Source organism: Streptococcus mitis (assembly GCF_003942795.1).
In the GTDB taxonomy this organism is placed as follows: Bacteria; Bacillota; Bacilli; order Lactobacillales; family Streptococcaceae; genus Streptococcus; species Streptococcus mitis_BJ.
The window spans coordinates 92,869-119,353 of record NZ_RJNY01000002.1; the positions used below are offsets into that span (position 1 = coordinate 92,869).

Sequence of the window (26,485 nt, forward strand, 5' to 3'; positions counted from 1 at the left end):
ATGTTAGAATTCTTTTTGATTGTGGTTGTGGTCATATTAGAGTATATTATGCTTAAGAACTTTTTTTCAATGAATTTGAAAGAATATCAAGGATTTAGTACGAGATTTTTTTCTTCTTCTAGTGGAGGTAAAATAAGTACGAACAGCATAATCTTTTGGATATTTATTTCGCCATTCTTTTCTATCTTAGGCTATGTTTGTTCTTTGTTTTTGAATTCTGCTTTTAAAACATGTCATGTTTCATATAACTATTTATGGACGATAAGTTTAGTTTTTTGGATAGTTATCTATCTGATAATATTGATATTAGGTCGTCGAAAATTAGTGAATCACTTATTTATTTTAATAATAGCGATAGCTTCAATTGTTTTAAATTGGTATATTGCTCGAATAGCTTTTACAGGAAATGTAACTGATATTTCGCCTGATTCCAGTAATACGGCATTTCAATTCTATTTAGCTATAGGGTTATCTTTAATTTCGATTGTTCAGGTGATATATGAAAGTGAAAATTACAATTTGAAACGTACGCGTTTTATTAGAGAGAAGATTCAGAAGTATCTACGAGAATACAAAGTAATATATTCTTTGAAAGGAAATATAGAGTTACTTTATTTGTCACTTGCCATTTTGGTACTAGAAGATTTTGAACGGCCTAAATTTATCAGAATTATAGAAAATATTTTGAGAACAAAAACAAGAAATATTGCTCAAAATGATTCCATTGATGATATTGATAGCGTTAGTATTCTTGTGAAACAACTTCAAGATTTGGCTGTTGGTTCAAAAGAAAAAGATAAAATAAAAAAATTGAGGTTTATTATTAAAGAGATAAATTGTTCAGATCAATATGTTACTAATGTTATGGAATTGTTTAATACAATTTCTCGATTAGATAGAGATTTTAAAATAGTTGAATCTAATAAATATAATAAGAAGTAAAGTCTAGTAGTAGGAGATTTCTATGACCATCACCGGTATTATCGCGGAGTTCAATCCTTTTCATAATGGCCATAAATACCTGCTGGATCAGGTGGAGGGGCTGAAAATCGTTGCCATATCTGGAAATTTCATGCAGCGTGGAGAGCCCGCTATCGTTGATAAGTGGACACGGGCCCAGATGGCACTGGAAAATGGCGCAGACTTGGTAGTGGAATTGCCCTTTTTAGTCAGTGTTCAGGCGGCGGATTTCTTTGGCCAAGGAGCTGTGGATATCTTGGCTCTGTTGGGCATTGATAGGCTGGCTTTTGGGACAGAAGAAGTTCTGGATTATCAAAAAATCGCTGACTTATGCATAGAGCAATGTGTTGAGATGGAGAAATTTGTAGATAATCTGCCTGACTCTCTCTCCTATCCCCAGAAAACCCAAGCCATGTGGAAGGAATTTGCTGGTCTTGATTTTTCTGGCAATACGCCCAATCATATCCTTGCTCTGGCCTATGCCAAGGCAGTTGCAGGACGAAACATCAAACTACAGCCGATTCAGCGTCAGGGAGCGGGTTACCATTCTGTGGACAAGGATGTGGACTTTGCCTCGGCGACAGCTCTACGTCAGCACCAAATAGACCAAGATTTCTTAGAACGCTTTATGCCTTCTGTTACCCTCTTTGAGCAAGCCAGTAAGGTGAGCTGGGATGACTATTTTCCCTTGCTCCGCTATCAAATTTTGTCAAATCCAGACTTAACAACTATCTATCAGGTCAATCAAGAAATGGCAGTGCGCATCAAGGAGGCTATCAAAACAGCTCAGTCTGTTGACGAATTGGTCGATGCGGTTGCGACCAAGCGTTATACCAAGGCGCGTGTACGTCGCCTCTTGACTTATATCTTGGTACAAGCCAGAGAAAACGACTTGCCAGAAGTCATCCATGTTCTTGGCTTTACTGAAAAAGGCAGACAACACCTCAAGTCTCTGAAAGAGCAGGTCCATCTAGTCAGCCGAATTGGCAAAGAACCTTGGGATACCATGACGCAAAAGGCAGACCAGATTTACCAACTAGGACAGCCAAGCATCGTAGAGCAGAATTTCGGCAGAGTCCCGATTAGAATAGAAACAAACTAAGTCTACTGAAAGGTGGACTTTTTTAGAAGATTTTCGAATAAAGAGATAGAAAAGAAAAATCTTGTACAAGTTCCTGACAATTTCTTTCTTTTTGTGTATAATAGTGGAAAAGAGGTAAAACGAGGTATGGTTATGGAAGCAGTTCTTTATTCAACATTCCGAAATCATTTAAAAGACTACATGAAGAAGGTAAATGATGAATTTGAGCCTTTAACGGTGGTCAATAAAAATCCAGATGAGGATATTGTAGTTCTTTCAAAGAGCGAATGGGACAGTATTCAGGAAACCCTGAGAATCGCTCAAAATAAGGAACTTTCTGACAAGGTTTTGCGAGGAATGGCTCAAGTCCGTGCTGGAAGTACTCAGGTACATGTTATTGAGGAGTGAGGAATGCTGCTCAATTTTACAGAAGATGCCTGGGCGGATTATTGCTATTGGCAAAACAAAGATAAGAAAACATTAAAAAGAATCAATAAATTAATCAAAGATATTCAACGCGATCCTTTTGTAGGAATGGGGAAACCAGAACCACTCAAGTATGACTATCAAGGAGCTTGGTCGCGGCGCATTGATGCAGAAAATCGCTTGATTTATATGATGGATGGGGATAGCGTGGCTTTCTTGTCCTTCAAAGATCATTACTAAGTCTACAGAAAGGTAGGCTTTTTCTATAATTTTTACTAAGCTATAACTTCTAAGAAATAGAGATTGCACTAATAAATTTTAGGTAAATGTGTTTTAAATTCCCCAAAACATATGCTATTTTAGGTTTGTGAAAATCACTTTTTTATGGTAGAATGTAAAAGAATGTATGTCATTCGATAAACAAATTTAATGAGGTAAAAACATGGAAATCATGACACTTGCGATTGCTGTTTTTGCCGTCATCATTGGTTTAGTCATTGGATATGTCAGCATCTCAGCTAAGATGAAATCATCTCAAGAGGCTGCAGAGTTGATGCTTCTAAATGCTGAACAAGAAGCAACTAATTTACGAGGACAAGCTGAGCGCGAAGCGGATTTATTGCTAAATGAAGCCAAGAGCGAAAGCAAGTCTCTTAAAAAAGAAGCACTATTGGAGGCCAAAGAGGAAGCCAGAAAATACCGTGAAGAAGTGGACGCTGAATTTAAGTCAGAACGTCAGGAGCTCAAGCAAATTGAAAGTCGTTTGACGGAGAGAGCTACGAGCCTTGACCGCAAAGACGACAATTTGACGAACAAAGAAAAAACACTTGAACAAAAAGAACAAAGTATTTCTGATAGAGCAAAAAACCTTGATGCACGTGAAGAGCAATTAGAGGAAGTCGAAAGACAAAAAGAAGCTGAACTTGAACGTATCGGTTCCCTTTCCCAAACTGAGGCTCGAGATATTATCTTGGCTCAGACAGAGGAAAACTTGACCAAGGAAATTGCTAGTCGCATTCGTGAGGCTGAGCAAGAGGTGAAGGAACGTTCAGACAAGATTGCGAAAGATATCTTGGTTCAGGCTATGCAGCGTATCGCTGGTGACTATGTAGCAGAGTCAACAAACTCGACAGTTCACCTACCAGATGATACCATGAAGGGGCGCATTATCGGTCGTGAAGGTCGAAACATTCGTACCTTTGAAAGTTTGACAGGGGTCGATGTTATTATTGACGATACACCGGAAGTGGTAACCTTGTCAGGATTTGATCCGATTCGTCGTGAAATTGCTCGTATGACCATGGAAATGTTGCTCAAGGATGGCCGTATCCACCCAGCTCGTATCGAGGAGTTGGTGGAGAAAAACCGTCAAGAGATTGACAATAAGATCCGTGAATACGGTGAGGCTGCTGCCTATGAGATTGGTGCGCCAAACCTTCATCCAGACTTGATGAAGATTATGGGACGCTTGCAGTTCCGTACTTCATATGGGCAAAATGTCTTGCGTCATTCGATTGAGGTTGCTAAGTTGTCTGGTATCATCGCCAGTGAACTTGGTGAAAATGCAGCTCTTGCCCGTCGTGCTGGATTCCTTCATGACATTGGGAAAGCCATTGACCGCGAGGTTGAAGGTAGCCACGTTGAGATTGGTACAGAGTTGGCTCGTAAGTATAAGGAACACCCAGTTGTGGTAAATACCATTGCTAGCCACCACGGGGATGTCGAAGCCGAAAGTGTCATTGCAGTGATTGTTGCTGCAGCAGATGCCTTGAGTGCAGCGCGTCCAGGTGCTCGTAGTGAATCTCTTGAAAACTATATCAAGCGTCTCCACGATTTGGAAGAAATCGCCAATGGCTTTGAAGGAGTGCAAAATAGCTTTGCCCTTCAAGCAGGACGTGAAATTCGTATCATGGTTAATCCAGGACAAATCAAAGACGACAAAGTCACAATCTTAGCTCACAAAGTTCGTGAGAAAATTGAAAATAATCTCGATTACCCAGGAAACATCAAGGTAACCGTGATCCGCGAACTTCGTGCAGTAGATTATGCTAAATAAATAAGAAAGAGCAGTTGAAAAATTACTGCTTTTTTGTTACACTAGATAGAAAGACTGTAGAAGGATAACTGACGTTCTCATCAGTATCCGAGAGAAATTTTACTTTATTTCACAGACTAACTAAAGGAGACATAATGGCAGACCGAGGCTTGCTAATCGTTTTTTCTGGTCCTTCAGGAGTTGGGAAAGGAACGGTTAGAAGAGAGATTTTTGAGAGTTCTGAGAATCAATTTCAATATTCTGTATCGATGACGACGCGCGCGCAACGTCCTGGTGAAGTGGATGGAGTGGACTATTTCTTCCGTACTCGTGAAGAGTTTGAAGAGCTGATCCGTCAAGGTCAGATGTTGGAATATGCAGAATATGTCGGTAACTACTATGGAACTCCTCTGACCTATGTCAACGAAACCCTAGACAAGGGAATCGATGTCTTCCTTGAGATTGAAGTGCAGGGAGCCCTTCAGGTTAAGAAAAAGGTTCCAGATGCTGTCTTTATCTTCCTAACACCACCAGATTTGGATGAATTGCAAGATCGTTTGGTAGGTCGTGGAACAGACAGTGCAGAAGTGATTGCCCAACGAATCGAAAAAGCCAAGGAAGAAATTGCTCTCATGCGTGAGTATGATTATGCCATTGTCAACGATCAGGTGCCCCTCGCTGCTGAGCGTGTCAAGCGTGTAATCGAAGCAGAACACTTCCGTGTGGACCGTGTTATTGGTCACTACCAGGAGATGTTGCCAAAATCTCCAACTACTCGATAAACTATAGGAAACAGGTACAAGCAAATGATGTTAAAACCCTCTATTGATACCTTGCTAGACAAGGTGCCATCAAAATATTCACTCGTAATCTTGGAAGCAAAACGTGCCCACGAACTAGAAGCCGGTGCGCCAGCAACTCAAGAGTTCAAGTCTGAAAAATCAACTCTTCGCGCTTTGGAAGAAATCGAGTCTGGAAATGTAACCATTCACCCAGATCCAGAAGGAAAACGTGAAGCCGTTCGTCTCCGTATCGAAGAAGAAAAACGCCGCAAAGAAGAAGAAGAAAAGAAAATCAAAGAGCAAATCGCTAAAGAAAAAGAAGATGGTGAAAAAATTTAAGGTTGGGGGGACTCAATCTTATTTTTTCTATTGCAAGAATTTACTGACAAGAAGGAGGTGAGAAGATGGCTATTGCAAAGATTATCGTGGATGTTCCCCTGATGCAGACGGACCAGCCCTATAGTTATAGAGTCCCTGAGGAATTTGAAGAGATGCTGGAAGTCGGTATGCGGGTCCATGTCCCCTTCGGCAAGGGTAATCGTTTGATCCAAGGAATTGTGCTAGGCTTGGAGTCCCAGTCGGATGAAGAAGCTGCCAATCAGGACTTGAAGGAGATTGCAGAGGTGCTAGATTTTTCTCCTGTCCTCACGCAAGAGCAACTCTGGCTAGCTGAGGAATTACGCAAGTCTGTCTTTTCTTACAAAATCTCCATCCTAAAAGCCATGTTGCCAGGATTTTTAAACTCCAGTTATGATAAGATTCTCTATCCTCTGGAAGGTCTGAGTCAGACAGACAAAGAGCGCTTGTTCGGTTCAGGAGATTCGCTAGCCTTTTCTTCTCTAGATTTGGCCAAACAGGCAGAAATGATGCGCTTGACCAGGAAAGGTCTGCTCCGCTTAGAATACCAGGCAGTCGATCAAAAGAAGGTCAAGACTCAGTCTTGGTATGTGGTTAATGCTAATCGACTAGAGCAGATTGAGATTTCTGCGCGTGCCAAGAAAAAGTTAGAATTGAGAGACTATCTGCTGTCTCATTCTGAAAGTGCTCCTCTGGCTAGCTTGTTAGAATTCTACTCACGCGAGCAAGCCAACTTCTTTGTGGAGCAAGGAGCTCTAACCTTAATTCAAAAGGAAGTGCAACGTTCAGCTGCTTATTTCGAAGGCATTGAAGCCAGCCAACCTTTGGAATTGAATCCTGAACAAAGACAGGCACGTGATGCGGTTGTCAGTGCCATTGGCAGTCAACAGCCTCCATTCCTCCTTCAAGGGATTACAGGAAGTGGGAAAACTGAGGTTTACTTGCAGATTATCCAAGGAGCCTTGGACAAGGGCAAGACGGCTATTTTGCTGGTACCTGAGATTTCTCTGACGCCACAGATGACGGAGCGTTTCATTGCTCGTTTCGGTGAGAAAGTAGCCATTCTTCACTCAGGCCTATCCAATGGTGAGAAGTACGACGAATGGCGCAAGGTCGAACGCGGCGATGCCCAAGTTGTTGTTGGTGCTCGATCAGCTATCTTTGCTCCTTTGAAAAATCTGGGTGTCATGATTATTGATGAAGAGCATGAAGCCAGCTACAAACAAGACAGCAATCCCCGTTATCATGCTAGAGAGGTAGCCATTCTACGGGCCCAGTATAATCAAGCAGCCCTAGTCCTTGGTTCGGCAACACCGAGCTTAGAGAGCCGTGCGCGGGCTGGAAAAGGTGTCTATCAACACTTACGTCTGACCCAACGGGCCAATCCTTTAGCCACTATTCCTGAAGTTCAAGTGATTGACTTTCGTGACTATATCGGGCAGAATGAGACGTCAAACTTTACCCCTCCTTTGCTAGAGGCCATTCAAGATCGTCTGGATAAAAAAGAGCAGGTAGTCCTCATGCTCAACCGTCGGGGTTATTCTAGCTTTGTTATGTGTCGGGAGTGTGGGACGGTAGATAGTTGTCCCAACTGTGATATTTCTCTGACTCTCCACATGGATACCAAGACCATGAACTGCCATTACTGTGGCTTTTCCAAGGGGATTCCTCATGTCTGTCCCAACTGTCAAAGCAGCAGTATTCGCTACTACGGTACAGGGACTCAGAAAGCCTACGATGAGCTAGCAGAGCTCTTTTCTCAGGCTTGCATTCTGCGGATGGATGTGGATACGACTCGCAAGAAAGGCAGTCACCAAGCTCTTCTTGACCAGTTTGGACGAGGGGAAGCAGATATCTTGCTGGGAACTCAGATGATTGCCAAGGGCTTGGATTTTCCAAATGTGACCCTAGTCGGAGTGCTCAATGCGGATACGGCCTTGAATCTACCTGATTTTCGTTCTTCCGAGAGAACCTTCCAACTCTTAACTCAGGTGGCTGGTCGGGCAGGTCGTGCAGAAAAGGCTGGGCATGTCTTGATCCAGTCTTACAATCCTGAGCACTATGCCATTCGATTTGCCAAGGAACAGGATTATGAAGGTTTTTATGCCTATGAAATGAGTATCAGGCGCCAACTCGGCTATCCGCCTTACTATTTCACTATTGGGATTACCCTCTCTCACAAGAAAGAAGAAGAGGTTGTCAAACGTGCCTATGAAGTCATGGGAATTTTGCGCTCAGGTTTATCGGAAACTAGTAAAATCCTTGGACCAACGCCAAAACCCATTGCCCGTACCCACAACCTTTATCATTACCAGATTTTGATTAAATACCGTTTAGAAGATGAGCTAGGACCAACCCTCAACCAGGTTTTGGCCTTGACTCAAGAACGGGAAAATAGCGAGCTTCGTCTCAGCATTGACCATGAACCGCAGCAATTTTTATAAGGAGGAGAAGAAATGACAAAACTAATCTTTATGGGGACACCTGATTTTTCAGCGACAGTTTTGAAGGGTTTGTTATCAGATGATCGTTACGAGATTCTAGCTGTTGTGACCCAGCCAGACCGCGCTGTCGGCCGTAAAAAAGTGATCCAAGAAACCCCAGTCAAGCAGGCTGCCAAAGAAGCAGATCTTCCCATTTACCAGCCTGAAAAATTATCTGGAAGTCCAGAGATGGAAGCCATTATGAATTTAGGAGCAGATGGAATTATCACTGCTGCTTTTGGACAGTTTCTCCCAAGTAAACTCTTTGATAGCATGGATTTTGCGGTCAACGTTCACGCTTCCCTTCTTCCCAAACACCGTGGTGGCGCACCCATTCATTATGCCTTGATTCAAGGGGATGAGGAAGCTGGTGTGACTATCATGGAAATGGTCAAGGAGATGGATGCAGGTGATATGATTTCCCGTCGCAGTATTCCTATCACAGATGAGGACAATGTCGGCACCTTGTTTGAAAAATTAGCGATTGTTGGTCGGGATTTGCTTTTGGATACGCTACCTGGATACCTAGCAGGAGAAATCAAACCTGTGCCTCAAGATCCTAGTCAAGTCACTTTCTCGCCAAATATTAAGCCAGAAGAAGAGAAACTCGATTGGACTAAAACCAATCGCCAACTCTTCAACCAAATCCGTGGGATGAATCCGTGGCCTGTTGCCCATACTTTCCTTAAGGGCGACCGCTTTAAGATTTATGAAGCCCTGCCAGTAGAAGATCAGGGAAATCCAGGTGAAATCCTCTCTATTGGTAAAAAGGAATTGATCGTTGCAACGGCTGAAGGAGCTCTATCTCTCAAGCAAGTGCAGCCAGCAGGTAAGCCTAAGATGGACATTGCTTCCTTCCTCAACGGAGTTGGACGGACATTGACTGTAGGAGAACGATTTGGTGACTAAAGTAGAAACAGCTAGAAATCTTGCTCTAGCAGTGTTAGAGGATGTTCTTGCCAACCAAGCATACTCCAATATTGCCTTAAATAAACACCTCAAGGGCAGTCAACTTTCAGCAGCAGACAAGGGTTTGGTGACAGAGATTGTCTACGGAACGGTAGCCCGCAAACTCACCTTAGAATGGTACCTGTCCCACTTTATTGAAGACCGAGACAAGCTAGATAACTGGCTCTATGTCCTTCTTCTCATGAGCGCCTACCAAGTCCGTTTTCTAGATAAGGTGCCTGACCATGCTGTGGTCAATGAAGCAGTGGAAATAGCTAAAGCACGTAAAAAAGGCAGTGAAAAGCTGGTCAATGCTGTCCTTCGTCGTATCTTGCGAGAAGGGTGGCCAGATGTTGCAACTATCAAACGCAAAAACAAGCGTGATTCCATTGCCTATTCTCTCCCAGTTTGGCTAGTATCTAAGCTCAAGGAAGAATACGGTGAAGAGCGAGCTCAAGCCATTTTTGAAAGCCTCTTGGTGCGCAACAAAGCCAGCATCCGAGTGACCGACTTGAGTCGAAAGGAGGAAATCAAAGCCGAGTTAGAGGCGACTGATTCCCCTTTGGCGGCCACTGGTCTGGTCAAGGAGCACGGCCACTTTGCAGGCCATGATTTGTTTGCAGAAGGGGCTATTACCATCCAAGACGAGTCCAGTCAACTGGTTGCTCCGACTCTTGATCTACAAGGTGATGAACAAGTCTTGGATGCCTGTGCCGCTCCGGGTGGGAAAACAGCCCATATGGCTTCTTACCTCACGAAAGGTCAGGTAACTGCTCTGGACTTGTATGATCATAAGTTGGACTTGATCCAAGAAAATGCGGAGCGTTTAGGTGTGGCAGATCGAGTGCAAACGCAAAAATTGGATGCCAGAAAAGTGCATGAGTTTTTCGGTCGGGACTCTTTTGATAAGATTTTGGTAGATGCTCCTTGTTCTGGGATTGGACTTTTACGTCGCAAACCAGACATCAAATACAATAAAGAAACGGCAGATTTCACCTCCTTACAGGAAATTCAGCTGGAAATATTAGGTAGTGTTTGTCAAACACTACGAAAAGGTGGTATAATAACGTATAGTACCTGTACTATTGTCTCTGAGGAGAACTTTCAAGTCGTTGAGGCGTTTTTAGAAAGTCATCCCGAGTTTGAGCAGGTTAAACTAGAACACGAATGTAAAGATATCCTGAAAGATGGCTGTATCCTGATTACTCCAGAATTGTATGGAAGTGATGGATTCTTCATTAGCCAATTTCGCAAGATATCAGAATAGGAAGGAACTGACACAATGGAAATAGCATTATTAACAGATGTTGGTCAGAAACGAACAAATAATCAGGACTATGTCAATCACTTTGTCAACCGAGCAGGACGCACTATGATCATCTTGGCTGACGGGATGGGAGGACACCGTGCAGGAAATATCGCTAGTGAGATGGCAGTCACAGACCTCGGTGTGGATTGGGTGGATACCCAAATTAACTCAGTCAATGAAGTTCGTGAGTGGTTTGCCCACTACCTGGAGATTGAAAATCAAAAAATTCATCAACTAGGTCAGGACGAAGCATACAGAGGCATGGGGACAACGCTAGAAGCTGTTGCGTTTATTGACAACCAAGCCATCTATGCTCACATTGGAGATTCTCGTATCGGTTTGATTCGTGGAGAAGAATACCACCAGTTGACGAGTGACCATTCCTTGGTTAATGAATTGCTCAAGGCTGGTCAATTGACTCCAGAAGAGGCAGAAACTCACCCTCAAAAGAATATCATCACACAGTCTATCGGACAAAAAGATGAAATCCAGCCTGATTTTGGGATGATTACACTGGAGTCAGGAGATTATCTCTTGCTCAATAGTGACGGTTTGACCAATATGATTTCGGCAAGCGAGATTTATGATATCGTAACCAGCGATATTTCCCTAGCAGACAAGGCGGCTACCCTCATTCGTTTTGCTAACAATGCAGGAGGTTTAGACAACATTACGGTTGCCCTTGTTTACATGAATGAGGAGGCGGCAGAATGATCCAAATCGGCAAGATTTTTGCCGGGCGGTATCGGATTGTCAAGCAGATTGGTCGAGGAGGCATGGCAGATGTTTACTTGGCCAAGGATTTGATCCTAGATGGGGAAGAGGTGGCAGTTAAGGTCCTGAGGACCAACTACCAGACGGACCCGATTGCTGTGGCACGTTTCCAGCGGGAAGCGAGGGCTATGGCGGATCTGGACCATCCTCATATCGTTCGGATAACAGATATCGGTGAGGAAGATGGCCAACAGTACCTAGCTATGGAATACGTAGCAGGACTTGACCTCAAGCGTTATATCAAAGAACACTATCCTCTTTCAAATGAAGAAGCGGTTCGGATTATGGGACAGATTCTTTTGGCTATGCGTTTAGCTCATGCTAGAGGAATTGTTCACCGAGATTTGAAACCTCAAAATATCCTCTTGACACCAGATGGAACTGCTAAAGTTACTGACTTTGGGATTGCAGTGGCCTTTGCAGAGACGAGTCTGACCCAGACCAACTCGATGCTGGGTTCGGTTCATTATTTGTCACCTGAGCAAGCGCGTGGTTCAAAAGCGACCTTCCAGAGTGATATCTATGCAATGGGGATTATTTTCTATGAAATGCTGACGGGACATATCCCTTATGATGGGGATAGTGCGGTTACGATTGCCCTTCAGCATTTCCAGAAGCCACTTCCGTCCGTCATTGCTGAAAACCCATCTGTCCCTCAGGCTTTGGAAAATGTTGTCATCAAGGCAACTGCTAAGAAATTGTCTGATCGCTATCAGTCTGTTTCAGAAATGTATATGGACTTGTCAACTAGCTTGTCTTATAATCGTCGGAATGAACCGAAACTGGTCTTTGACGATGCGAGTAAGGCGGATACGAAGACTTTACCTAAAGTCCCACAAAGTACATTGACCTCGATTCCAAAAGCTCCGGCGCAGGAAGAACGTCCTCAGTCAAAGAAATTAACCCCAGAGCAAGCACCTACGCAAAAGCCAATTAAAAAGCGGAAGTTTAAGGCTCGCTATATGATTCTTTTAGCTAGTCTTCTATTAGTTGCAGCTTCTTTAGTCTGGATTTTATCTAGAACACCAGCAACGATTGCTATTCCTGACGTGGCTGGACAAACTGTTGCAGAGGCAAAAGAAGCTCTTAAAAAATCCAAGTTTGAAGCCGGTGAAGAAAAGTCAGAGGCTAGTGATACAGTAGCAGAAGGACGTGTTATTCGAACGGATCCAGAAGCTGGTAGCGGCCGAAAAGAAGGAACCAAGGTTAATTTGATCGTTTCTTCTGGTAAGCAATCCTTCCAATTGAGCAATTATGTTGGACGCAAGTATACGGATGCCGTAGCTGAACTCAAGGAGAAGAAGGTTCCTGAGAATCTAATCAAGATGGAAGAGGAAGAATCCAGCGAAAGCGAACCTGGAACCATTCTCAGACAAAGTCCTGCGGCAGGTACGACTTATGATCTTTCAAAAGCTAGCACAATTACTTTAACGGTTGCTAAGAAAGTAACAAGCGTTTCTATGCCAAGTTATATTGGTTCAAGTCTCGAATTTACAAAGAATAATTTGACTCAGATTGTCGGTGTAAAAGAGGCTAATATTGAGGTTGTCGAGGTTTCGACTGCTCCTGAAGGAACGGCAGAAGGTACAGTTGTAAGTCAAACGCCAAGAGCAGGAGAACAGGTTGATCTTGCAAGTACGCGTATCAAACTTTCCATCTACAAACCAAAAACGCCACCATCAACTTCATCCTCTAATCCTGCCCAACGTGGGAACCAGGGTTCTCCTACAAGTCCAAACCAGGGGAACCAACAAGGAAATCAACAAGGGAACACTCCTTCGAGCAGTTCATCCAATAGTGAAGGAACTCACGAAAGTTCTCGAGATTAAACGAATCTTTGTCATGATTTCATGACAAAGATTTTTTTTCACAAGATTTTGTGATAAAATATAGGGAGTAGAAAAAAGGAGGAGAAAATGGACGAATCGAGAGAGTTGAATGCCGTCATTGATGTGATTATGCTAGCAGGAACCATTCTCCTGAAAAGTGGCTCAGAGATTCATCGGGTTGAGGATACTATGATCCGTATTGCCCATTCGCAGGGAATAATGGATTGCAATGTACTTGCCATGCCTGCAGCTATTTTCTTTTCTATCGAAAATACCAATATTTCTCGGATGAAACGGGTGACCTCATCCTCTTATAACATTGAAAAAGTCTGTGATGTCAACCAAGTATCACGGGAGCTTGTGGGTGGGCAGATTGATCTCTTGACAGCCTTTAAAAAGCTCAAAGAAATTGGCAATCAAGCCCTTCCTTATACCAAGTTCCAAGTGACCGTAGCAGCGACCCTCAGTGCCCCTTTCTTCTCGATTATGTTTGGGGGCAATGTTTATGACGCTTTTGGTGCAGCTATTGCGACTTTATTTGGATTTGCCTTCTCTCTCTACGTAGAGAAATTTGTCCGCATTCCTTTTGTAACGGCCTTTGCGGGTGCCTTTGTTTTCGGATTGATCGCCCAGTTCTGGGCCCGCTATACAGGATTTCCTTCGACGGCAGACCTGATTATAGCAGGAGCGGTCATGCCCTTTGTTCCAGGGATTGCTCTGACAAATGCAGTTCGGGATATCATGACCAACCATATCAACTCTGGTATGAGCAAGATGTTTGAATCTTTGCTCATTACCCTCGCTTTAGGGGCTGGCACCTCAGTCGCCCTGGTTTTGATGACATAAGATGACTCTAACAAGTATTTTGCTCCAAGCAGTGGCGAGTTTACTCGCCATTATCACCTTTTTAATCGTACTGAATGTTCAACGCTCCATGCTCCTACCTGGTGGTATTTTGGGAATGGGCGTTTGGCTCCTCTATCTCGTGCTCAAAGATCCAACCAATGTTATTGTAGCGACCTTTATCGCAGCAGTAATTGGCTCTTGCATCAGTCAGATTTTAAGTATTGTCTATAAGACACCAGCGGTGGTCTTTGTCTTGGCTATTCTTGCCCCCTTGGTGCCGGGTTATTTATCCTATCGAACGACAGCTTTCTTTGTGACAGGCGATTACAGCCATGCTATTGCCAGCGCGACTTTGGTGGTTATGTTAGCCCTCGTTATTTCTATTGGAATGGCAAGTGGAACGGTAATTCTAAAGCTTTATTACTACATCCGCAAACAACGAGGAATCTCTTCCTAATGCAGTCAAAGCAAAGACTTGATTTGTTGAATCAAGTCTTTTTTCTCTCTTTTGTCCCTATTTGTGATAAAATAGAATGAAACGATTTTTTACAATGAATGAAAAAACAGAGGTAAATATGACAATCGGTATTGATAAGATTGGTTTTGCAACCAGTCAATACGTCTTGAAATTACAAGACTTAGCAGAAGCGAGGGGAGTTGACCCCGAAAAATTTAGCAAGGGACTCTTGTTAAATGAAATTAGTATTGCGCCACTGACTGAGGACATTGTTACCTTGGCAGCTAGTGCAAGCAACTCTATTTTAACAGACAAAGAAAAAGAAGAAATCGATATGGTCATCGTGGCGACCGAGTCAGGGATTGACCAGAGTAAGGCAGCGGCAGTCTTTGTTCATGGCTTATTAGGCATTCAGCCTTTCGCTCGGAGCTTTGAAATCAAAGAAGCCTGCTATGGAGCGACAGCTGCCCTTCATTATGCTAAATTGCATGTGGAAAATTCTCCAGAGTCTAAGGTTTTGGTCATTGCCAGTGATATTGCCAAGTATGGTGTCGGAACTCCGGGTGAACCAACTCAGGGTGCTGGAAGTGTGGCGATGTTGATCACCCAAAATCCGCGCATCATGGCTTTTAACAATGATAACGTTGCTCAAACGCGCGACATCATGGATTTCTGGCGTCCGAACTACTCAAGCACTCCTTATGTAAACGGCATGTACTCGACCCAACAGTATCTTGATTGCCTGACAACGACTTGGGATGAATACAAGAAACGCTATGATTGGACTATGGATGACTTTGCGGCTATCTGCTTCCACTTGCCTTATCCTAAGTTGGCCTTAAAAGGCTTGCGCAAGATGATGGACAAAACTTTGTCTAAAGAAAAACAGGATAGTTTGCAAGAAAACTTTGACAAGTCTATTCTTTACAGTCAGATGATTGGAAATATCTACACAGGTTCTCTCTTCCTCGGCCTTCTTTCCCTTTTGGAAAATGCAGAGACTTTGAAGGCTGGCGATAAAATTGCCCTCTACAGTTACGGAAGTGGAGCGGTTTCAGAGTTCTTTAGTGGTGAATTGGTCGAAGGCTATGAGGCCTATCTCGACAAAGAGCGCTTGAGCAAACTCAAACAACGTACAGCATTGTCTGTTGCGGACTATGAAAAAGTCTTTTTCGAAGAGGTGCAGTTGGATGAGTCTGGCTCAGCCCAATTTGCAGCTTATGAAAATCAAGACTATGCCTTGGTTGAAATTGTCGACCACCAACGCCGTTATAGCAAGGTTGAAAAATAATGAAGTTAAGTTGGAATGGATTTTCTAAAAAATCATACCATGAGCGCCTTGAGTTGTTGCGAGCTCAGGCGCTCCTTAGTCCTGAAAAGCAAACCAGTCTGGAGCAGGATGAACAGATCAGTTTGGCTGTTGCAGACCAGCTGAGTGAGAATGTGGTAGGAACTTTTTCTCTTCCTTATTCGATCATTCCAGAGCTTTTGGTGAATGGTCAGGACTATACAGTTCCCTATGTGACAGAAGAACCCTCAGTGGTTGCTGCGGCCAGCTATGCAAGTAAAATCATCAAGCGGTCTGGTGGCTTTACTGCTCAGGTTCATCTGCGCCAGATGATTGGTCAGGTAGCCCTTTATCAAGTTGCTGATCCTGAACAAGCGCAAGAGAAGATTGTCAGCAAGAAGGCGGAGCTCTTAGAACTTGCCAATCAAGCCTATCCGTCCATCGTCAAACGTGGGGGTGGGGCGCGTGATTTGCATATAGAGCAGATCAAAGGTGAAACAGACTTTCTCGTTGTTTATCTTCATGTCAATACCCAGGAAGCCATGGGAGCAAATATGCTCAACACCATGCTGGAAGCCTTGAAACCAGTCTTAGAAGAACTCAGTCAAGGGCAGAGCCTTATGGGGATTCTGTCCAACTACGCGACCGATTCTTTGGTGACTGCAAGCTGTCGTATCGCCTTTCGCTACTTGAGTCCCCAAAGGGACCAAGGACGAGAAATTGCGGAGAAAATAGCTTTGGCTAGCCAGTTTGCGCAGGCTGATCCCTACCGAGCAGCGACTCACAATAAAGGGATTTTTAATGGTATTGATGCGATTTTGATTGCCACTGGTAATGACTGGCGTGCCATCGAAGCTGGGGCCCATGCCTTTGCCAGTCGAGATGGACGCTATCAAGGTCTTAGTCAATGGACACTGGACATGGAAAGAGAAGAATTGGTCGGTGAGATGACCCTACCCATGCCGGTAGCGACCAAGGGTGGCTCAATCGGTCTCAACCCGCGTGTAGCCCTCAGTCATGAACTGCTGGGAAATCCTTCTGCCAAAGAATTAGCTCAGATTATCGTGTCTATCGGTCTCGCCCAAAACTTTGCGGCCCTCAAAGCCTTGGTAAGTACGGGCATCCAGCAAGGCCACATGAAATTGCAGGCCAAATCCCTAGCTCTCCTAGCAGGTGCTAGTGAGTCCGAAGTTGCTCCCCTCGTTGAGCGCCTCATCGCAGATAAAACCTTTAACTTAGAGACAGCCCAGCGCTATCTCGAAAACTTAAGATCGTAAAAAAACTCAGACAAATCAGTCTGAGTTTTTTGTACTTAAATACTTTTTCCTGGTAATAGAGTAACGGGTAAGAAGTAACCGGTTGTCGCGACCTCTTTACCTTCAATCTTCTGTAAGAGAAGATCGACAGTGAGTTGGGCAATCTCTTTCATAGGCTGCTTAATCGTTGTCAAATGAGGATAATAGTTCTCGATAAAGTAAGTCCCATCATAACCGATGACCTTGAGCTCCTCAGGAACAGAAATTCTCAGTTCTTGAGCAATTTTAATGACCAGAATAGCTGTCAAATCATCCGAAGCAAAAATCGCATCTGGTTTCTGATGGGTCAAGATATTCTTGATTTCCATTTCTTTTCGGACGGGCGAAAAGTCACTCGAAACATTGATAATAGGTGCTTTCGGGAGAACAGAGGCAAAGCCAGCGTGGCGTAGTCCAGTCGGTGAATTCGAGTTATCATTTCCTGTAATCATGATGATAGACTGGGCGCCTGTCTTGACCAGAGTTTGGGCTGCGAGGACCCCGCCACCGTAGTTGTCAGAGGAGACAACAGGGATGTCTGGAGACAAGTTTCGGTCAAAGGAAATGATCGGCGCCGTCACACGATTGTAGTCTTCGATTCCCAAGTTGTGACTCCCAGAAATGATACCGTCTACCTGATTGGCCTCCAGCATTTCAATGTACTCCCGTTCTTTTTCAGAGTCATGTTCACTGTTACAGATGATGGTCTTGTAGCCATTTTTGAAGAGCTGGTGTTCCAACTTATCAATCAACTCCGCATAAAAGACATGACTGATGTTTGGAAAAATAAGTCCAATCAACTTGGCAGATTTTCCTTGGAGGCTTCGAGCCAGATTGTTGGGCTTGTAGCCTAGCTCTCGCATGGCTTCATTTACCTTTTGAATGGTTTTCTCAGATAGATAACCCTTTTTATTGATGACCCGTGAGACGGTAGTAGGGCTAACGCCTGCAAGTTTTGCGACATCAGTTAGTTTTGCGACCATAATCTAATTCATAGTAAGTTCCAGTTGGGTTTCCAGACTTGATGAGGATCCCATTTTGGTCCGCATGTGGGAAGACACGACCAGAAAATACTTTTTCTCCTTTATTGATGAAAATTTCAAAGACCGACTTGTCGATGAAGATAGTGGCAGTTGTAGCTTGGTTATTGATAGGGCAAGAACGAGTCGTCCCAAATTCTTGGGCATACTGTTCTCCAGCCTGGCTACGATCCACTGTCACTTGACCATTGGCAAGGTCAAAGTTGATGGAAAGTCCCTTGCCTTCTTTATCAGCAAGTAAGACAATCTCGCTCTGGCTATTGGCCTCCAAGTTGAGCTCGAGTTCATAGGTGTTGTTGGTTTGAGTACGATTTGAGAAGACCTCTTCAGAAGAACGAAGTTCTTTGATAGCTGCGATAGGGTATTGGTAGAGTTTGCCGTCTTTGATAGTGAGTTCCTTAACCAGTGAGAGGGCACCTTGATAATCAAATCGATCAGATGGGTAGGAAACATCTGGTAAACCAAGCCAACTTACTGCTAGTGCACGTCCGTCAGGAGCGTTGAAGGCTTGAGTTGCATAGGCTTCGAAACCATAGTCTAGATTATGAAGTTGAGACACATCTACCATTTTAGCGTTTTTAGGATCAAAGGAAGCCCCGATTTTGTACATATTTGGAAAGATATTATCGTAGTCTAGAACTTTTTTATCCAATCCTTGTGGACAGTAGAGAAGGACAGGTTGCTCCCCTACAAAGACCAGATTTGGGCATTCCATCATGTAGGCAGTGCGATCGTTAGCGAAGTCAAGATTGCCAACTGCTTGCCAGTTTGTGTAGTCGTTGTCAACAGCCTTGTAGAGACGGACGAAGCCTTTTTTCTCCAAATCCTGTCCACCGACGATAGCATAGTATTGACCTTTGAAGTTAAAAATTTGCGGGTCGCGGAAGTGGTCAGTAGAGTCAGATGGCTGGTCAATCAAGATTTTGTCAATCTTTGTAATCTTGCCATCCTTATCCATCAAAGCACCAATTTGGTAAGGATGACGGATCCAGTTTTCATCACGGACATTTCCTGTATAAAATAGGAACAAGTTATCGCCAAACTGCATGGCAGAACCAGAGTAGGCACCGTGGCTATCCAATGGAGTATCTGGCAAAACTTTGACTCCAGTTTCTCTAAAGTGAACCAAATCATCACTTTCTAGCTGCGCCCAAGATTTTAAACCGTGGGCTGCACCGAAGGGGAAGTTTTGGTAAAAGAGGATCCATTTGCCATCAAAATAAGAAAAGCCATTTGGATCATTAAGAAGCCCCATTTTAGGCTCAACATGGTAACGAGTATGCCATGGAGATTGTGCCATCTTTTCCTTTATATGTTGAATTTCTTCTTGCGTCCAATCTTCATAGGGTCTATAACGACGCTCGGTTGTCCATTCCATTTTATCTTTCCTCCATAAGTTCTATTCTATTATTAATAGTAAACGTTTTCGGCAAAAAAAGCAAGTCTTTTATGTTAAAAAAAAGAAAAATATGTCAAACGATTACCGGAAATTAAACGAAGGAAATCTGGCAAATTTTCACGAAAAAATGAAAGAAAATGTAAATAAAAGCCTTGTTCCCTCAAATATAAAGATATTTTTTTGAGGAAAAAGAAAATATCCCTCAAAAATGAGCAAGAATAACCAGGAGCAAAAGAAAGGAAATAAAAAATCCTGCAAAACGCTTGACATATTTTAGAAACATGATAAAATAATAGTCGTAGGGCGAATAAAATCGCTTTCAAACAAGAACAAAGTTTTTATAAGGAGATTTTTGCTATGGATTATAGTAAAGTTGCTGCCGAGGTCATTGAGGCTGTCGGCAAAGAGAATCTTGTAGCTGCAGCACATTGTGCGACCCGCCTTCGTCTGGTATTAAAAGATGAAACAAAAGTGAACCAAGCAGCTCTAGATAATAATGCGGATGTGAAGGGGACTTTTAGCACTAACGGACAATATCAAATTATTATTGGCCCCGGAGACGTTAACTTTGTATATGCAGAAATCATCAAAAAAACAGGTTTGAAAGAAGCTTCCACAGATGATTTAAAAGAGATTGTGAATAGAGACAAAAAATTTAATCCATTGATGGATTTGATTAAGCTTTTGTCAGATATCTTCGTTCCAATCATTCCTGCATTGGTTGCGGGTGGTCTTTTGATGGCATTACGTAACTTCTTGACATCACCAGACTTATTTGGACCTCAATCTATTGAAGACATGTACCCTGCTATCAAAGGGATCTCAGCGATGATTCAATTGATGTCTGCTGCCCCATTTATGTTCTTGCCTGTTTTGGTAGGTATTTCAGCAGCTAAACGCTTTGGAGCAAACCAATTTCTTGGTGCGGCTATCGGTATGATTATGACCACACCAGATTTGGGTGGTAAAGAAGCTTTTTGGGATATTTTAGGTTTCCATGTTACACAAACAAACTATGCTTATCAAGTAATCCCAGTCCTTGTAGCTGTCTGGTTGTTGGCAACTTTAGAAAAATTCTTCCACAAGAAATTGCCTTCTGCGGTTGACTTCACCTTTACTCCGCTTTTATCAGTTATGATTACAGGATTCCTAACTTTTACAGTTATTGGTCCTGTGATGTTGGTGGTTTCTGATGCGATTACTAATGTTATTGTATGGCTATACAATACTACAGGTGCATTTGGTATGGGGCTCTTTGGTGGAACATACTCATTGATTGTTATGACGGGGCTTCACCAATCATTCCCTGCTATTGAAACTCAGTTATTATCGGCATACAATAATAACGGTACTGGATTTGGTGACTACATCTTTGTTGTTGCTTCAATGGCAAACGTGGCGCAAGGTGCAGCCACTCTCGCAATCTACTTCTTGACTAAAAATGCTAAAACTAAAGGATTGTCAAGTTCTGCGGCTGTCTCTGCTTTCCTTGGGATTACTGAGCCTGCCCTATTTGGGGTGAACTTGAAATATAAATTCCCATTCTTCTGTGCTCTTGCTGGTTCAGCAGTTGGTGCCTTTGTGGCAGGTTTGACCCATGTCATTGCAGTTTCTTTGGGAGCGGCTGGATTTATCGGATTCCTATCTATTAAAGCAGGTTCAATCCCTATGTATGTAGTTGCAGAAGTGATTTCATTTGTTGCAGCCTTTGCTTTGACTTATTTCTATGGTAAAACAAAAGCGGCAGGTGTCTTTGCTGATGAGGCTGCAGCAGCAACTGCAGAAACAGTTACTGAAACTACAGTAGAAGCACCAGTAGTGGAAGAGTTTGATACTCTTCAAAATGAAACAATCCAAACTCCTATCGTTGGTGACGTAGTTGCTCTTGAGAATGTCAATGACCCAGTATTTTCAAGTGGTGCAATGGGACAAGGGATCGCTGTAAAACCAAGCCAAGGCGTGGTTTACGCACCAGCTGATGCCGAAGTATCGATCGCCTTTGCTACAGGACATGCTTACGGTTTGAAGACAGCAAATGGAGCTGAAATCTTGATCCACGTTGGTATCGATACTGTATCTATGAATGGTGAAGGTTTTGAAGCAAAAGTTGCTCAAGGAGACAAGGTCAAAGCAGGTGACGTTCTTGGAACCTTTGACTCAAACAAAATCGCTGCCGCAGGTCTTGACGACACAACAATGGTTATCGTAACCAACACAGCAGACTACGCTTCTGTGACACCAGTCGCAAGCGGTTCAGTTGTTAAGGGTGATGTCGTTATTGAAGTGAAAATCTAATCAATCCTCTCTAAAGTGAAAACGAACAAATGATATGTTTGTTCGTTTTTATTAGATAGTAAGATTTACAGAGGAAAATCTAAAATATTGAGAAATCTAGCCCTTTAAAGTGTGCTATAATAGAGAAAACAAAGATAAGAGGTTTATCATGACAAAATTATATGGAAGCTTAGAAGCGGGCGGTACAAAGTTTGTCTGTGCTGTCGGAGATGAAAATTTTAATGTTGTAGAAAAAACACAGTTTCCTACAACAACTCCAATCGAAACGATTGATAAAACTATCGAGTTCTTTTCAAAATTCGATAATCTTGCAGGCCTTGCCATCGGTTCCTTTGGTCCTATCGATATCGACAAAAACTCAAAAACCTATGGCTTTATCACAACGACTCCAAAATCTCACTGGGCAAATGTAGACCTACTTGGTGCCCTTCGTCGTGCCCTCAACGTACCCATGTATTTCACAACTGACGTAAATAGCTCTGCCTATGGTGAAGTGGTTGCTCGTAACAATGCTGGTGGCCGTATCGAAAACTTGGTTTACTACACAATCGGTACAGGGATCGGTGCAGGTGTTATCCAACGTGGTGAGTTTATCGGTGGCGTCGGTCACCCTGAGATGGGTCACTACTATGTAGCCAAACACCCAATGGATATTGAAAAAGAATTCAACGGTGTTTGTCCTTTCCACAAGGGCTGTTTGGAAGGCTTCGCGGCTGGACCAAGTTTGGAAGCTCGTACAGGTGTTCGCGGTGAAAACATCGAACTCAACAGTTCTGTTTGGGACGTCCAAGCCTACTATATCGCTCAGGCTGCGGTCAATGCTACCGTGACGTTCCGTCCAGATGTGATCGTCTTTGGTGGTGGAGTCATGGCCCAACAACACATGCTGGACCGTGTGCGTGAGAAATTCACAGCTCTTCTAAATGGTTACCTTCCAGTACCAGACGTACGTGACTACATTGTCACTCCAGCAGTTGCTGGAAATGGTTCTGCCACACTTGGGAACTTTGTCCTTGCTAAGAGTGTCGCAAAATAAAACAAAGAAAATATCCGCTTGGGAAACCAAACGGATGTTTTGTTTGACGAAAATGTTTTTGAGCCTTTCCTTAGGTGATGACGGACGGTAGCGACTTTCTTCGAAATTCCATACCTAAACTTTGAGCCTAATGTCTCAAAGTTTCCCAACACCTGAAACCATTAAATTTCAGGTGTTTTTATCACGGCGGAAAGGCTAGGTACGTCCTCGATTCACTATCGAAAAATAGGCATGATTTCCATACCAAAGTATATTTAGTATCAGGCTATAGTCTATCTATGATCTAAAAACATCTGCCAGAAGAAATCAATAATATAGGTCAAACCATAAGTATAAACCACTAGGGTAAAGGGCTTGGTCAGAATGATGATAATCATATAGCGTTTGAAGGTCATCTTGGTAAGGGCAGCCAGCATGCAGAGAAAGTCAGCTGGACTGACAGGCCAGATCATCATAAAGATAAAGAACCGCTCGAAACGATTGCCCTTATCTAGCCAACCAATGTACTTGTCATAGGTACGCTTGCTGACGACAGACTGAACAAAGGCGGCTCCGTAGAGGCGCACCAGGTAAAAGAGAATGGCACAGCCAATCACGATACCGATATAGTTATAGATGGTTCCGATGATATGGCCGTAAATAAAGACCCCAGCCACTGAGGTCAAAGCTCCCGGAATGATCGGAACGACGGTTTGTAGGATCTGTAAAAAGATAAAGAGTGGTGGCCCCCAAACCCCAGCTTGCTGAATAAAGGCCGATAGGGTTTCCTTGGACTGTAACACTCCTGCCTGATAGGCCCAAATACAGAAAATCAAGGTGCCGACTCCCCCGACGATAGATGAAATATTGATGACTTGCTGTAGAAGGGGAGAAACAGCTTTCATTTGCTTATCCTGTGACATGTAAACTCCTCATAGATAGTATGATTCTACTATACCATATTTTTCTTATAAAGACTAATTTGATTCCTTATCTTGCTTTTTATATAAGTGTGGTACAATTAAAGAAGTAAGTCAAGAGATATAACGGTGAAAGAAATGTTAGATTTAAATTTTAAAGGAAGATGGAGAAAATACCAAAAACAGGTCTTGGATCGTTTTCAAGACTATCAAGCAGATGGGCATGTTCACCTAGTGGCGGCACCAGGGTCCGGCAAGACCACCATTGGTATCGAGCTAATCGCTCGTTTTGGCAATCCAGCCCTTGTCTTGGTTCCAACTGTCACCATTCGTGAACAATGGGTGGACAGGATTCAAACAGCCTTTTTAGAGAACGAACAGAAGATTTCAGATCTCGTTTCCCAAAACTTAAAGGAGATGAAAGCATTAACGATTGTGACCTATCAGGCTTTTCATAGTGCCATGAACCAACTGCAATCACAAGAAGATGGTGAAGCAGAGGATTTTGTGGGATTTGATTTGCTTGCAAGTCTAAGAACTCAGAAAGTTGCTACTCTTTGCTTGGACGAATGCCACCACCTGCGCAATGAATGGTGGAAAAGTCTGGAAGCCTTTCGCAAGCAGTATGAACAGCTGCAAGTCATCTCCCTGACAGCCACACCACCATATGACAGCGAGCCTGAACTCTGGGAACGCTATATCCGTATGTGTGGGGAGATCGATCAAGAAATCACGGTACCTGAACTAGTCAAGGAAGACACTCTTTGTCCTCATCAGGATTTTGTCTATATGTGTTCACCAACGGCTGAAGAGGCGGAACGTCTCAAACGGTTTGAGGAGACTAAGTGGGACTATATTCATCACCTTATAGTCGATCCTGATTTTCAAACATTTGTAGCAGGGTCTAAGGTCCTCAAAGGGGATATTTCATCTGATTTGCTCTTAGAAGATCCCAAGTACTTGTCTGCTATGTTGATTTATATGCATTCTCAGGGGTTAACGATTCCTCCATCTTTGCAAAATTTACTGGGAACCCAGAAGCTTCCAGCATTGACCTCCTACTGGCTGGAGACGCTGTTGCAGAGCATACTCTATCAGACACCAGATTGGTATGAGGATCCAGATGGATATAAGAAAAAGTTAGAGGCTGACTTGAAGGCGCGTGGCTTGGTGGAAAAACGTCAGGTTTATCTGGTTAAGTCTAAGGCTTCTGACCAACTTTTAACCCAATCTCTAGGGAAGTTGTCTGCCATTGCCGATATCTTTTTGACGGAGTATGAGAGCCTAGGTCAGGAACTGAGACAGTTAGTACTAGCTGACTATATTCGCAAGGATTTTGCCACCTATCTGGGAGATGATCAGGCGACCATTTCTCAGTTGGGGGTTCTCCCTTATTTTGAAAGCATTCGTCGAAAAGCTCAGGAGCAAGAGATCCCTGTATCTTTGGCTGTCTTGTCAGGTAGTGTCGTTATTTTGCCTACCGATGTGGTAGCAGAGTTGAAGGAACTCTTGCCTCAGGTTCCTCTTAGTTTCTCATCTATTGGTCACTTGGATCCAAAAGATTATGTGCAGGTTGGTTTTCCTAGCTCAGCTAAGGGAATCGTAGCGGCAGTGACGGAGCTTTTTCAACGAGGGCAGATTCAAGTCCTAGTCGGAACCAAATCTCTCCTCGGAGAGGGTTGGGATGCTCCTTGTGTTAATTCCCTAATACTCGGAAGCTTTGTGGGGAGCTTTATGCTAAGTAACCAGATGCGTGGCCGTGCCATTCGTATCTGGCCGGGACATCCAGAAAAGACCAGTAACATCTGGCATCTGGTAGCCGTTCAAGCGCAAGCACTTATCACTCTTCCTGGTGAGGAGCCTAGACCAGAGAGCAATCAGGATCTGCAGACCTTGTCGCGACGGATGGAGCATTTTCTTGGCTTGGCCTATAATCAGGAGAGTATTGAGACCGGTTTGGATCGTTTGGATTTTCCAAAGCCCCCCTTTAGGAAAAAGCAAATCAGCGAGTATAATGAGCGAGTTAAGAGTCTCTCCAAGGATCGAGCAGGCTTGCGCAAAAAATGGCAAGATGCTCTCGTAGTGGCAGATCAATTTGAGATTGTCACTGAAGTCGCTGCTCAACAACAGAAGATTCCAATCATGCTCCAGTTTGATGCATTAAAATGGGTTCGCATGTCTTTGTTGCTCCTAGCAGTGGATTTATTGTTCTTGTTGTTTAGATTGAGACTGATTAGAGTTTGGTGGCTTACGGCAGCCTGTCTCCTCTTTCTAGCTTTTGCTACATCACGCTATCTCCTCTATAAAAGCCCCTATAGGCGTATGCAATTCCTTGGTGAGCAGATCCGAAAGGCTCTGCTAGATTCGGGGCATCTAATAGACGATCAATCCCGTGTTCAGGTAGAGGAGGACAAGGATAACTATATGGTTTTTGCCTATCTCAAGGGAGGAAGCATGAGGGATAAGGAGCTGTTTGCACAGACTGTGGGAGAGTTCTTTGCTCCAGTGGACAATCAGCGCTATCTCTTGAAGGCAGAGAAAGTCCGACAAGGTCAGTCACCTTACTATGTCGTGCCTAGTCTTTTTGACAAGCGCAAGGAAGAAGCACAGAAATTCCTCGACTTTCTGACGCCGACTATCGGACATTATCATCTCGTCTACACACGAACAGAGGCAGGAAGGAAAACCCTTCTCGAAGCTCGTATCCAAGTTCTCTCTAACAAAAACGACCGTATCTTGACTAAGAAGAAGGTTAAAAGCCGATTCGAGTAGGGTAGGTAGCTATTTGAAGTTTCGAAGATATGAATTTCCTAAAGTTTACATGTATTTTAGACTTAGAATGATAAGAAATACATAAATTTATAAGTATTCTAAGCTTCGGATAGTCTTTCTGAGAAAGTTTTGAGGTCTTCGAGCTTTCGAATAGTCGTCTTTCCTAAAGTTTAG

General features: G+C 43.4%; 22 protein-coding genes. 19 read left to right on the forward strand and 3 right to left on the reverse strand.

Annotation, left to right across the window (positions count from 1 at the left end; genetic code table 11):
* The 16 genes from D8847_RS01535 to D8847_RS01610 all read left to right on the forward strand — a co-directional run bounded on the left by D8847_RS01535 (position 1) and on the right by D8847_RS01610 (position 16,852).
* The gene (locus tag D8847_RS01535) at positions 1–942 is read left to right on the forward strand and encodes a hypothetical protein (protein WP_125840376.1); all 942 of its coding nucleotides are present in this window, start codon (positions 1–3) and stop codon (positions 940–942) included.
* A 22-nt stretch (positions 943–964) separates the two neighbouring features.
* Positions 965–2,062, forward strand: a complete 1,098-nt coding sequence (locus D8847_RS01540; RefSeq protein WP_125840377.1) for a nucleotidyltransferase — start codon at positions 965–967, stop codon at positions 2,060–2,062.
* 132 nt (positions 2,063–2,194) lie between these two features.
* Complete coding sequence (locus tag D8847_RS01545) at positions 2,195–2,449, forward strand: type II toxin-antitoxin system Phd/YefM family antitoxin (protein ID WP_000388572.1); 255 nt, start codon at positions 2,195–2,197, stop codon at positions 2,447–2,449.
* Between the two features lie 3 nt (positions 2,450–2,452).
* Complete coding sequence (locus D8847_RS01550; protein WP_125840378.1) at positions 2,453–2,707, forward strand: Txe/YoeB family addiction module toxin; 255 nt, start codon at positions 2,453–2,455, stop codon at positions 2,705–2,707.
* A 202-nt stretch (positions 2,708–2,909) separates the two neighbouring features.
* Entirely contained in the window at positions 2,910–4,523 is a 1,614-nt protein-coding gene (locus D8847_RS01555; RefSeq protein ID WP_000404958.1) for a ribonuclease Y, read from the forward strand.
* A 134-nt stretch (positions 4,524–4,657) separates the two neighbouring features.
* The gene (gene gmk / locus D8847_RS01560; RefSeq protein WP_000775041.1) at positions 4,658–5,284 is read left to right on the forward strand and encodes a guanylate kinase; all 627 of its coding nucleotides are present in this window, start codon (positions 4,658–4,660) and stop codon (positions 5,282–5,284) included.
* 24 nt (positions 5,285–5,308) lie between these two features.
* Positions 5,309–5,623: a DNA-directed RNA polymerase subunit omega gene (gene rpoZ, locus D8847_RS01565; RefSeq protein ID WP_002874282.1), complete on the forward strand. Its 315-nt coding sequence runs from the start codon at positions 5,309–5,311 to the stop codon at positions 5,621–5,623.
* A gap of 65 nt (positions 5,624–5,688) precedes the next feature.
* Positions 5,689–8,085, forward strand: coding sequence for a primosomal protein N' (locus D8847_RS01570; RefSeq protein ID WP_125840379.1), 2,397 nt, complete (start codon positions 5,689–5,691; stop codon positions 8,083–8,085).
* A gap of 12 nt (positions 8,086–8,097) precedes the next feature.
* Positions 8,098–9,033 carry a methionyl-tRNA formyltransferase gene (fmt, locus tag D8847_RS01575; protein ID WP_125840380.1) on the forward strand — a complete coding sequence of 312 codons (936 nt, stop codon included), beginning with the start codon at positions 8,098–8,100 and terminating at the stop codon, positions 9,031–9,033.
* The gene (gene rsmB, locus D8847_RS01580) at positions 9,026–10,339 is read left to right on the forward strand and encodes a 16S rRNA (cytosine(967)-C(5))-methyltransferase RsmB (RefSeq protein WP_185757900.1); all 1,314 of its coding nucleotides are present in this window, start codon (positions 9,026–9,028) and stop codon (positions 10,337–10,339) included. Before fmt ends, rsmB begins: the two co-directional genes overlap by 8 nt.
* Before the next feature lie 15 nt (positions 10,340–10,354).
* Positions 10,355–11,095 carry a Stp1/IreP family PP2C-type Ser/Thr phosphatase gene (locus D8847_RS01585; protein WP_000401533.1) on the forward strand — a complete coding sequence of 247 codons (741 nt, stop codon included), beginning with the start codon at positions 10,355–10,357 and terminating at the stop codon, positions 11,093–11,095.
* Positions 11,092–12,984 (forward strand): Stk1 family PASTA domain-containing Ser/Thr kinase, encoded by a 1,893-nt coding sequence (gene pknB / locus D8847_RS01590; protein ID WP_125840382.1) that lies wholly within the window; start codon positions 11,092–11,094, stop codon positions 12,982–12,984. The genes D8847_RS01585 and pknB overlap by 4 nt, the downstream gene beginning before the upstream one ends.
* Before the next feature lie 87 nt (positions 12,985–13,071).
* Complete coding sequence (locus D8847_RS01595) at positions 13,072–13,830, forward strand: threonine/serine exporter family protein (protein ID WP_125840383.1); 759 nt, start codon at positions 13,072–13,074, stop codon at positions 13,828–13,830.
* 1 nt (position 13,831) lies between these two features.
* Positions 13,832–14,287: a threonine/serine exporter family protein gene (locus D8847_RS01600; protein ID WP_125840384.1), complete on the forward strand. Its 456-nt coding sequence runs from the start codon at positions 13,832–13,834 to the stop codon at positions 14,285–14,287.
* 118 nt (positions 14,288–14,405) lie between these two features.
* Positions 14,406–15,578 carry a hydroxymethylglutaryl-CoA synthase gene (locus D8847_RS01605; RefSeq protein ID WP_125840436.1) on the forward strand — a complete coding sequence of 391 codons (1,173 nt, stop codon included), beginning with the start codon at positions 14,406–14,408 and terminating at the stop codon, positions 15,576–15,578.
* Entirely contained in the window at positions 15,578–16,852 is a 1,275-nt protein-coding gene (locus D8847_RS01610; protein ID WP_125840385.1) for a hydroxymethylglutaryl-CoA reductase, degradative, read from the forward strand. The genes D8847_RS01605 and D8847_RS01610 overlap by 1 nt, the downstream gene beginning before the upstream one ends.
* A 35-nt stretch (positions 16,853–16,887) precedes the next feature.
* Here the strand turns inward: D8847_RS01610 and D8847_RS01615 are convergent, their stop codons facing one another.
* Positions 16,888–17,853, reverse strand: coding sequence for a LacI family DNA-binding transcriptional regulator (locus D8847_RS01615; RefSeq protein ID WP_125840386.1), 966 nt, complete (start codon positions 17,851–17,853; stop codon positions 16,888–16,890).
* Complete coding sequence (locus D8847_RS01620; RefSeq protein WP_125840387.1) at positions 17,834–19,288, reverse strand: sucrose-6-phosphate hydrolase; 1,455 nt, start codon at positions 19,286–19,288, stop codon at positions 17,834–17,836. The genes D8847_RS01615 and D8847_RS01620 overlap by 20 nt, the downstream gene beginning before the upstream one ends.
* Before the next feature lie 378 nt (positions 19,289–19,666).
* Here D8847_RS01620 and D8847_RS01630 point away from each other — a divergent pair, with 378 nt between their 5' ends.
* Positions 19,667–21,604, forward strand: a complete 1,938-nt coding sequence (locus D8847_RS01630) for a sucrose-specific PTS transporter subunit IIBC (protein WP_125840389.1) — start codon at positions 19,667–19,669, stop codon at positions 21,602–21,604.
* A gap of 148 nt (positions 21,605–21,752) precedes the next feature.
* Positions 21,753–22,640: a fructokinase ScrK gene (gene scrK / locus D8847_RS01635; protein WP_125840390.1), complete on the forward strand. Its 888-nt coding sequence runs from the start codon at positions 21,753–21,755 to the stop codon at positions 22,638–22,640.
* Between the two features lie 272 nt (positions 22,641–22,912).
* Here the strand turns inward: scrK and D8847_RS01640 are convergent, their stop codons facing one another.
* Positions 22,913–23,542 carry a TVP38/TMEM64 family protein gene (locus D8847_RS01640; protein WP_125840391.1) on the reverse strand — a complete coding sequence of 210 codons (630 nt, stop codon included), beginning with the start codon at positions 23,540–23,542 and terminating at the stop codon, positions 22,913–22,915.
* A gap of 135 nt (positions 23,543–23,677) precedes the next feature.
* On the opposite strand from D8847_RS01640, the gene D8847_RS01645 reads away from it, so the two are divergent.
* Positions 23,678–26,311: a DEAD/DEAH box helicase family protein gene (locus D8847_RS01645; protein WP_125840392.1), complete on the forward strand. Its 2,634-nt coding sequence runs from the start codon at positions 23,678–23,680 to the stop codon at positions 26,309–26,311.
* Positions 26,312–26,485 lie beyond the last annotated feature (174 nt).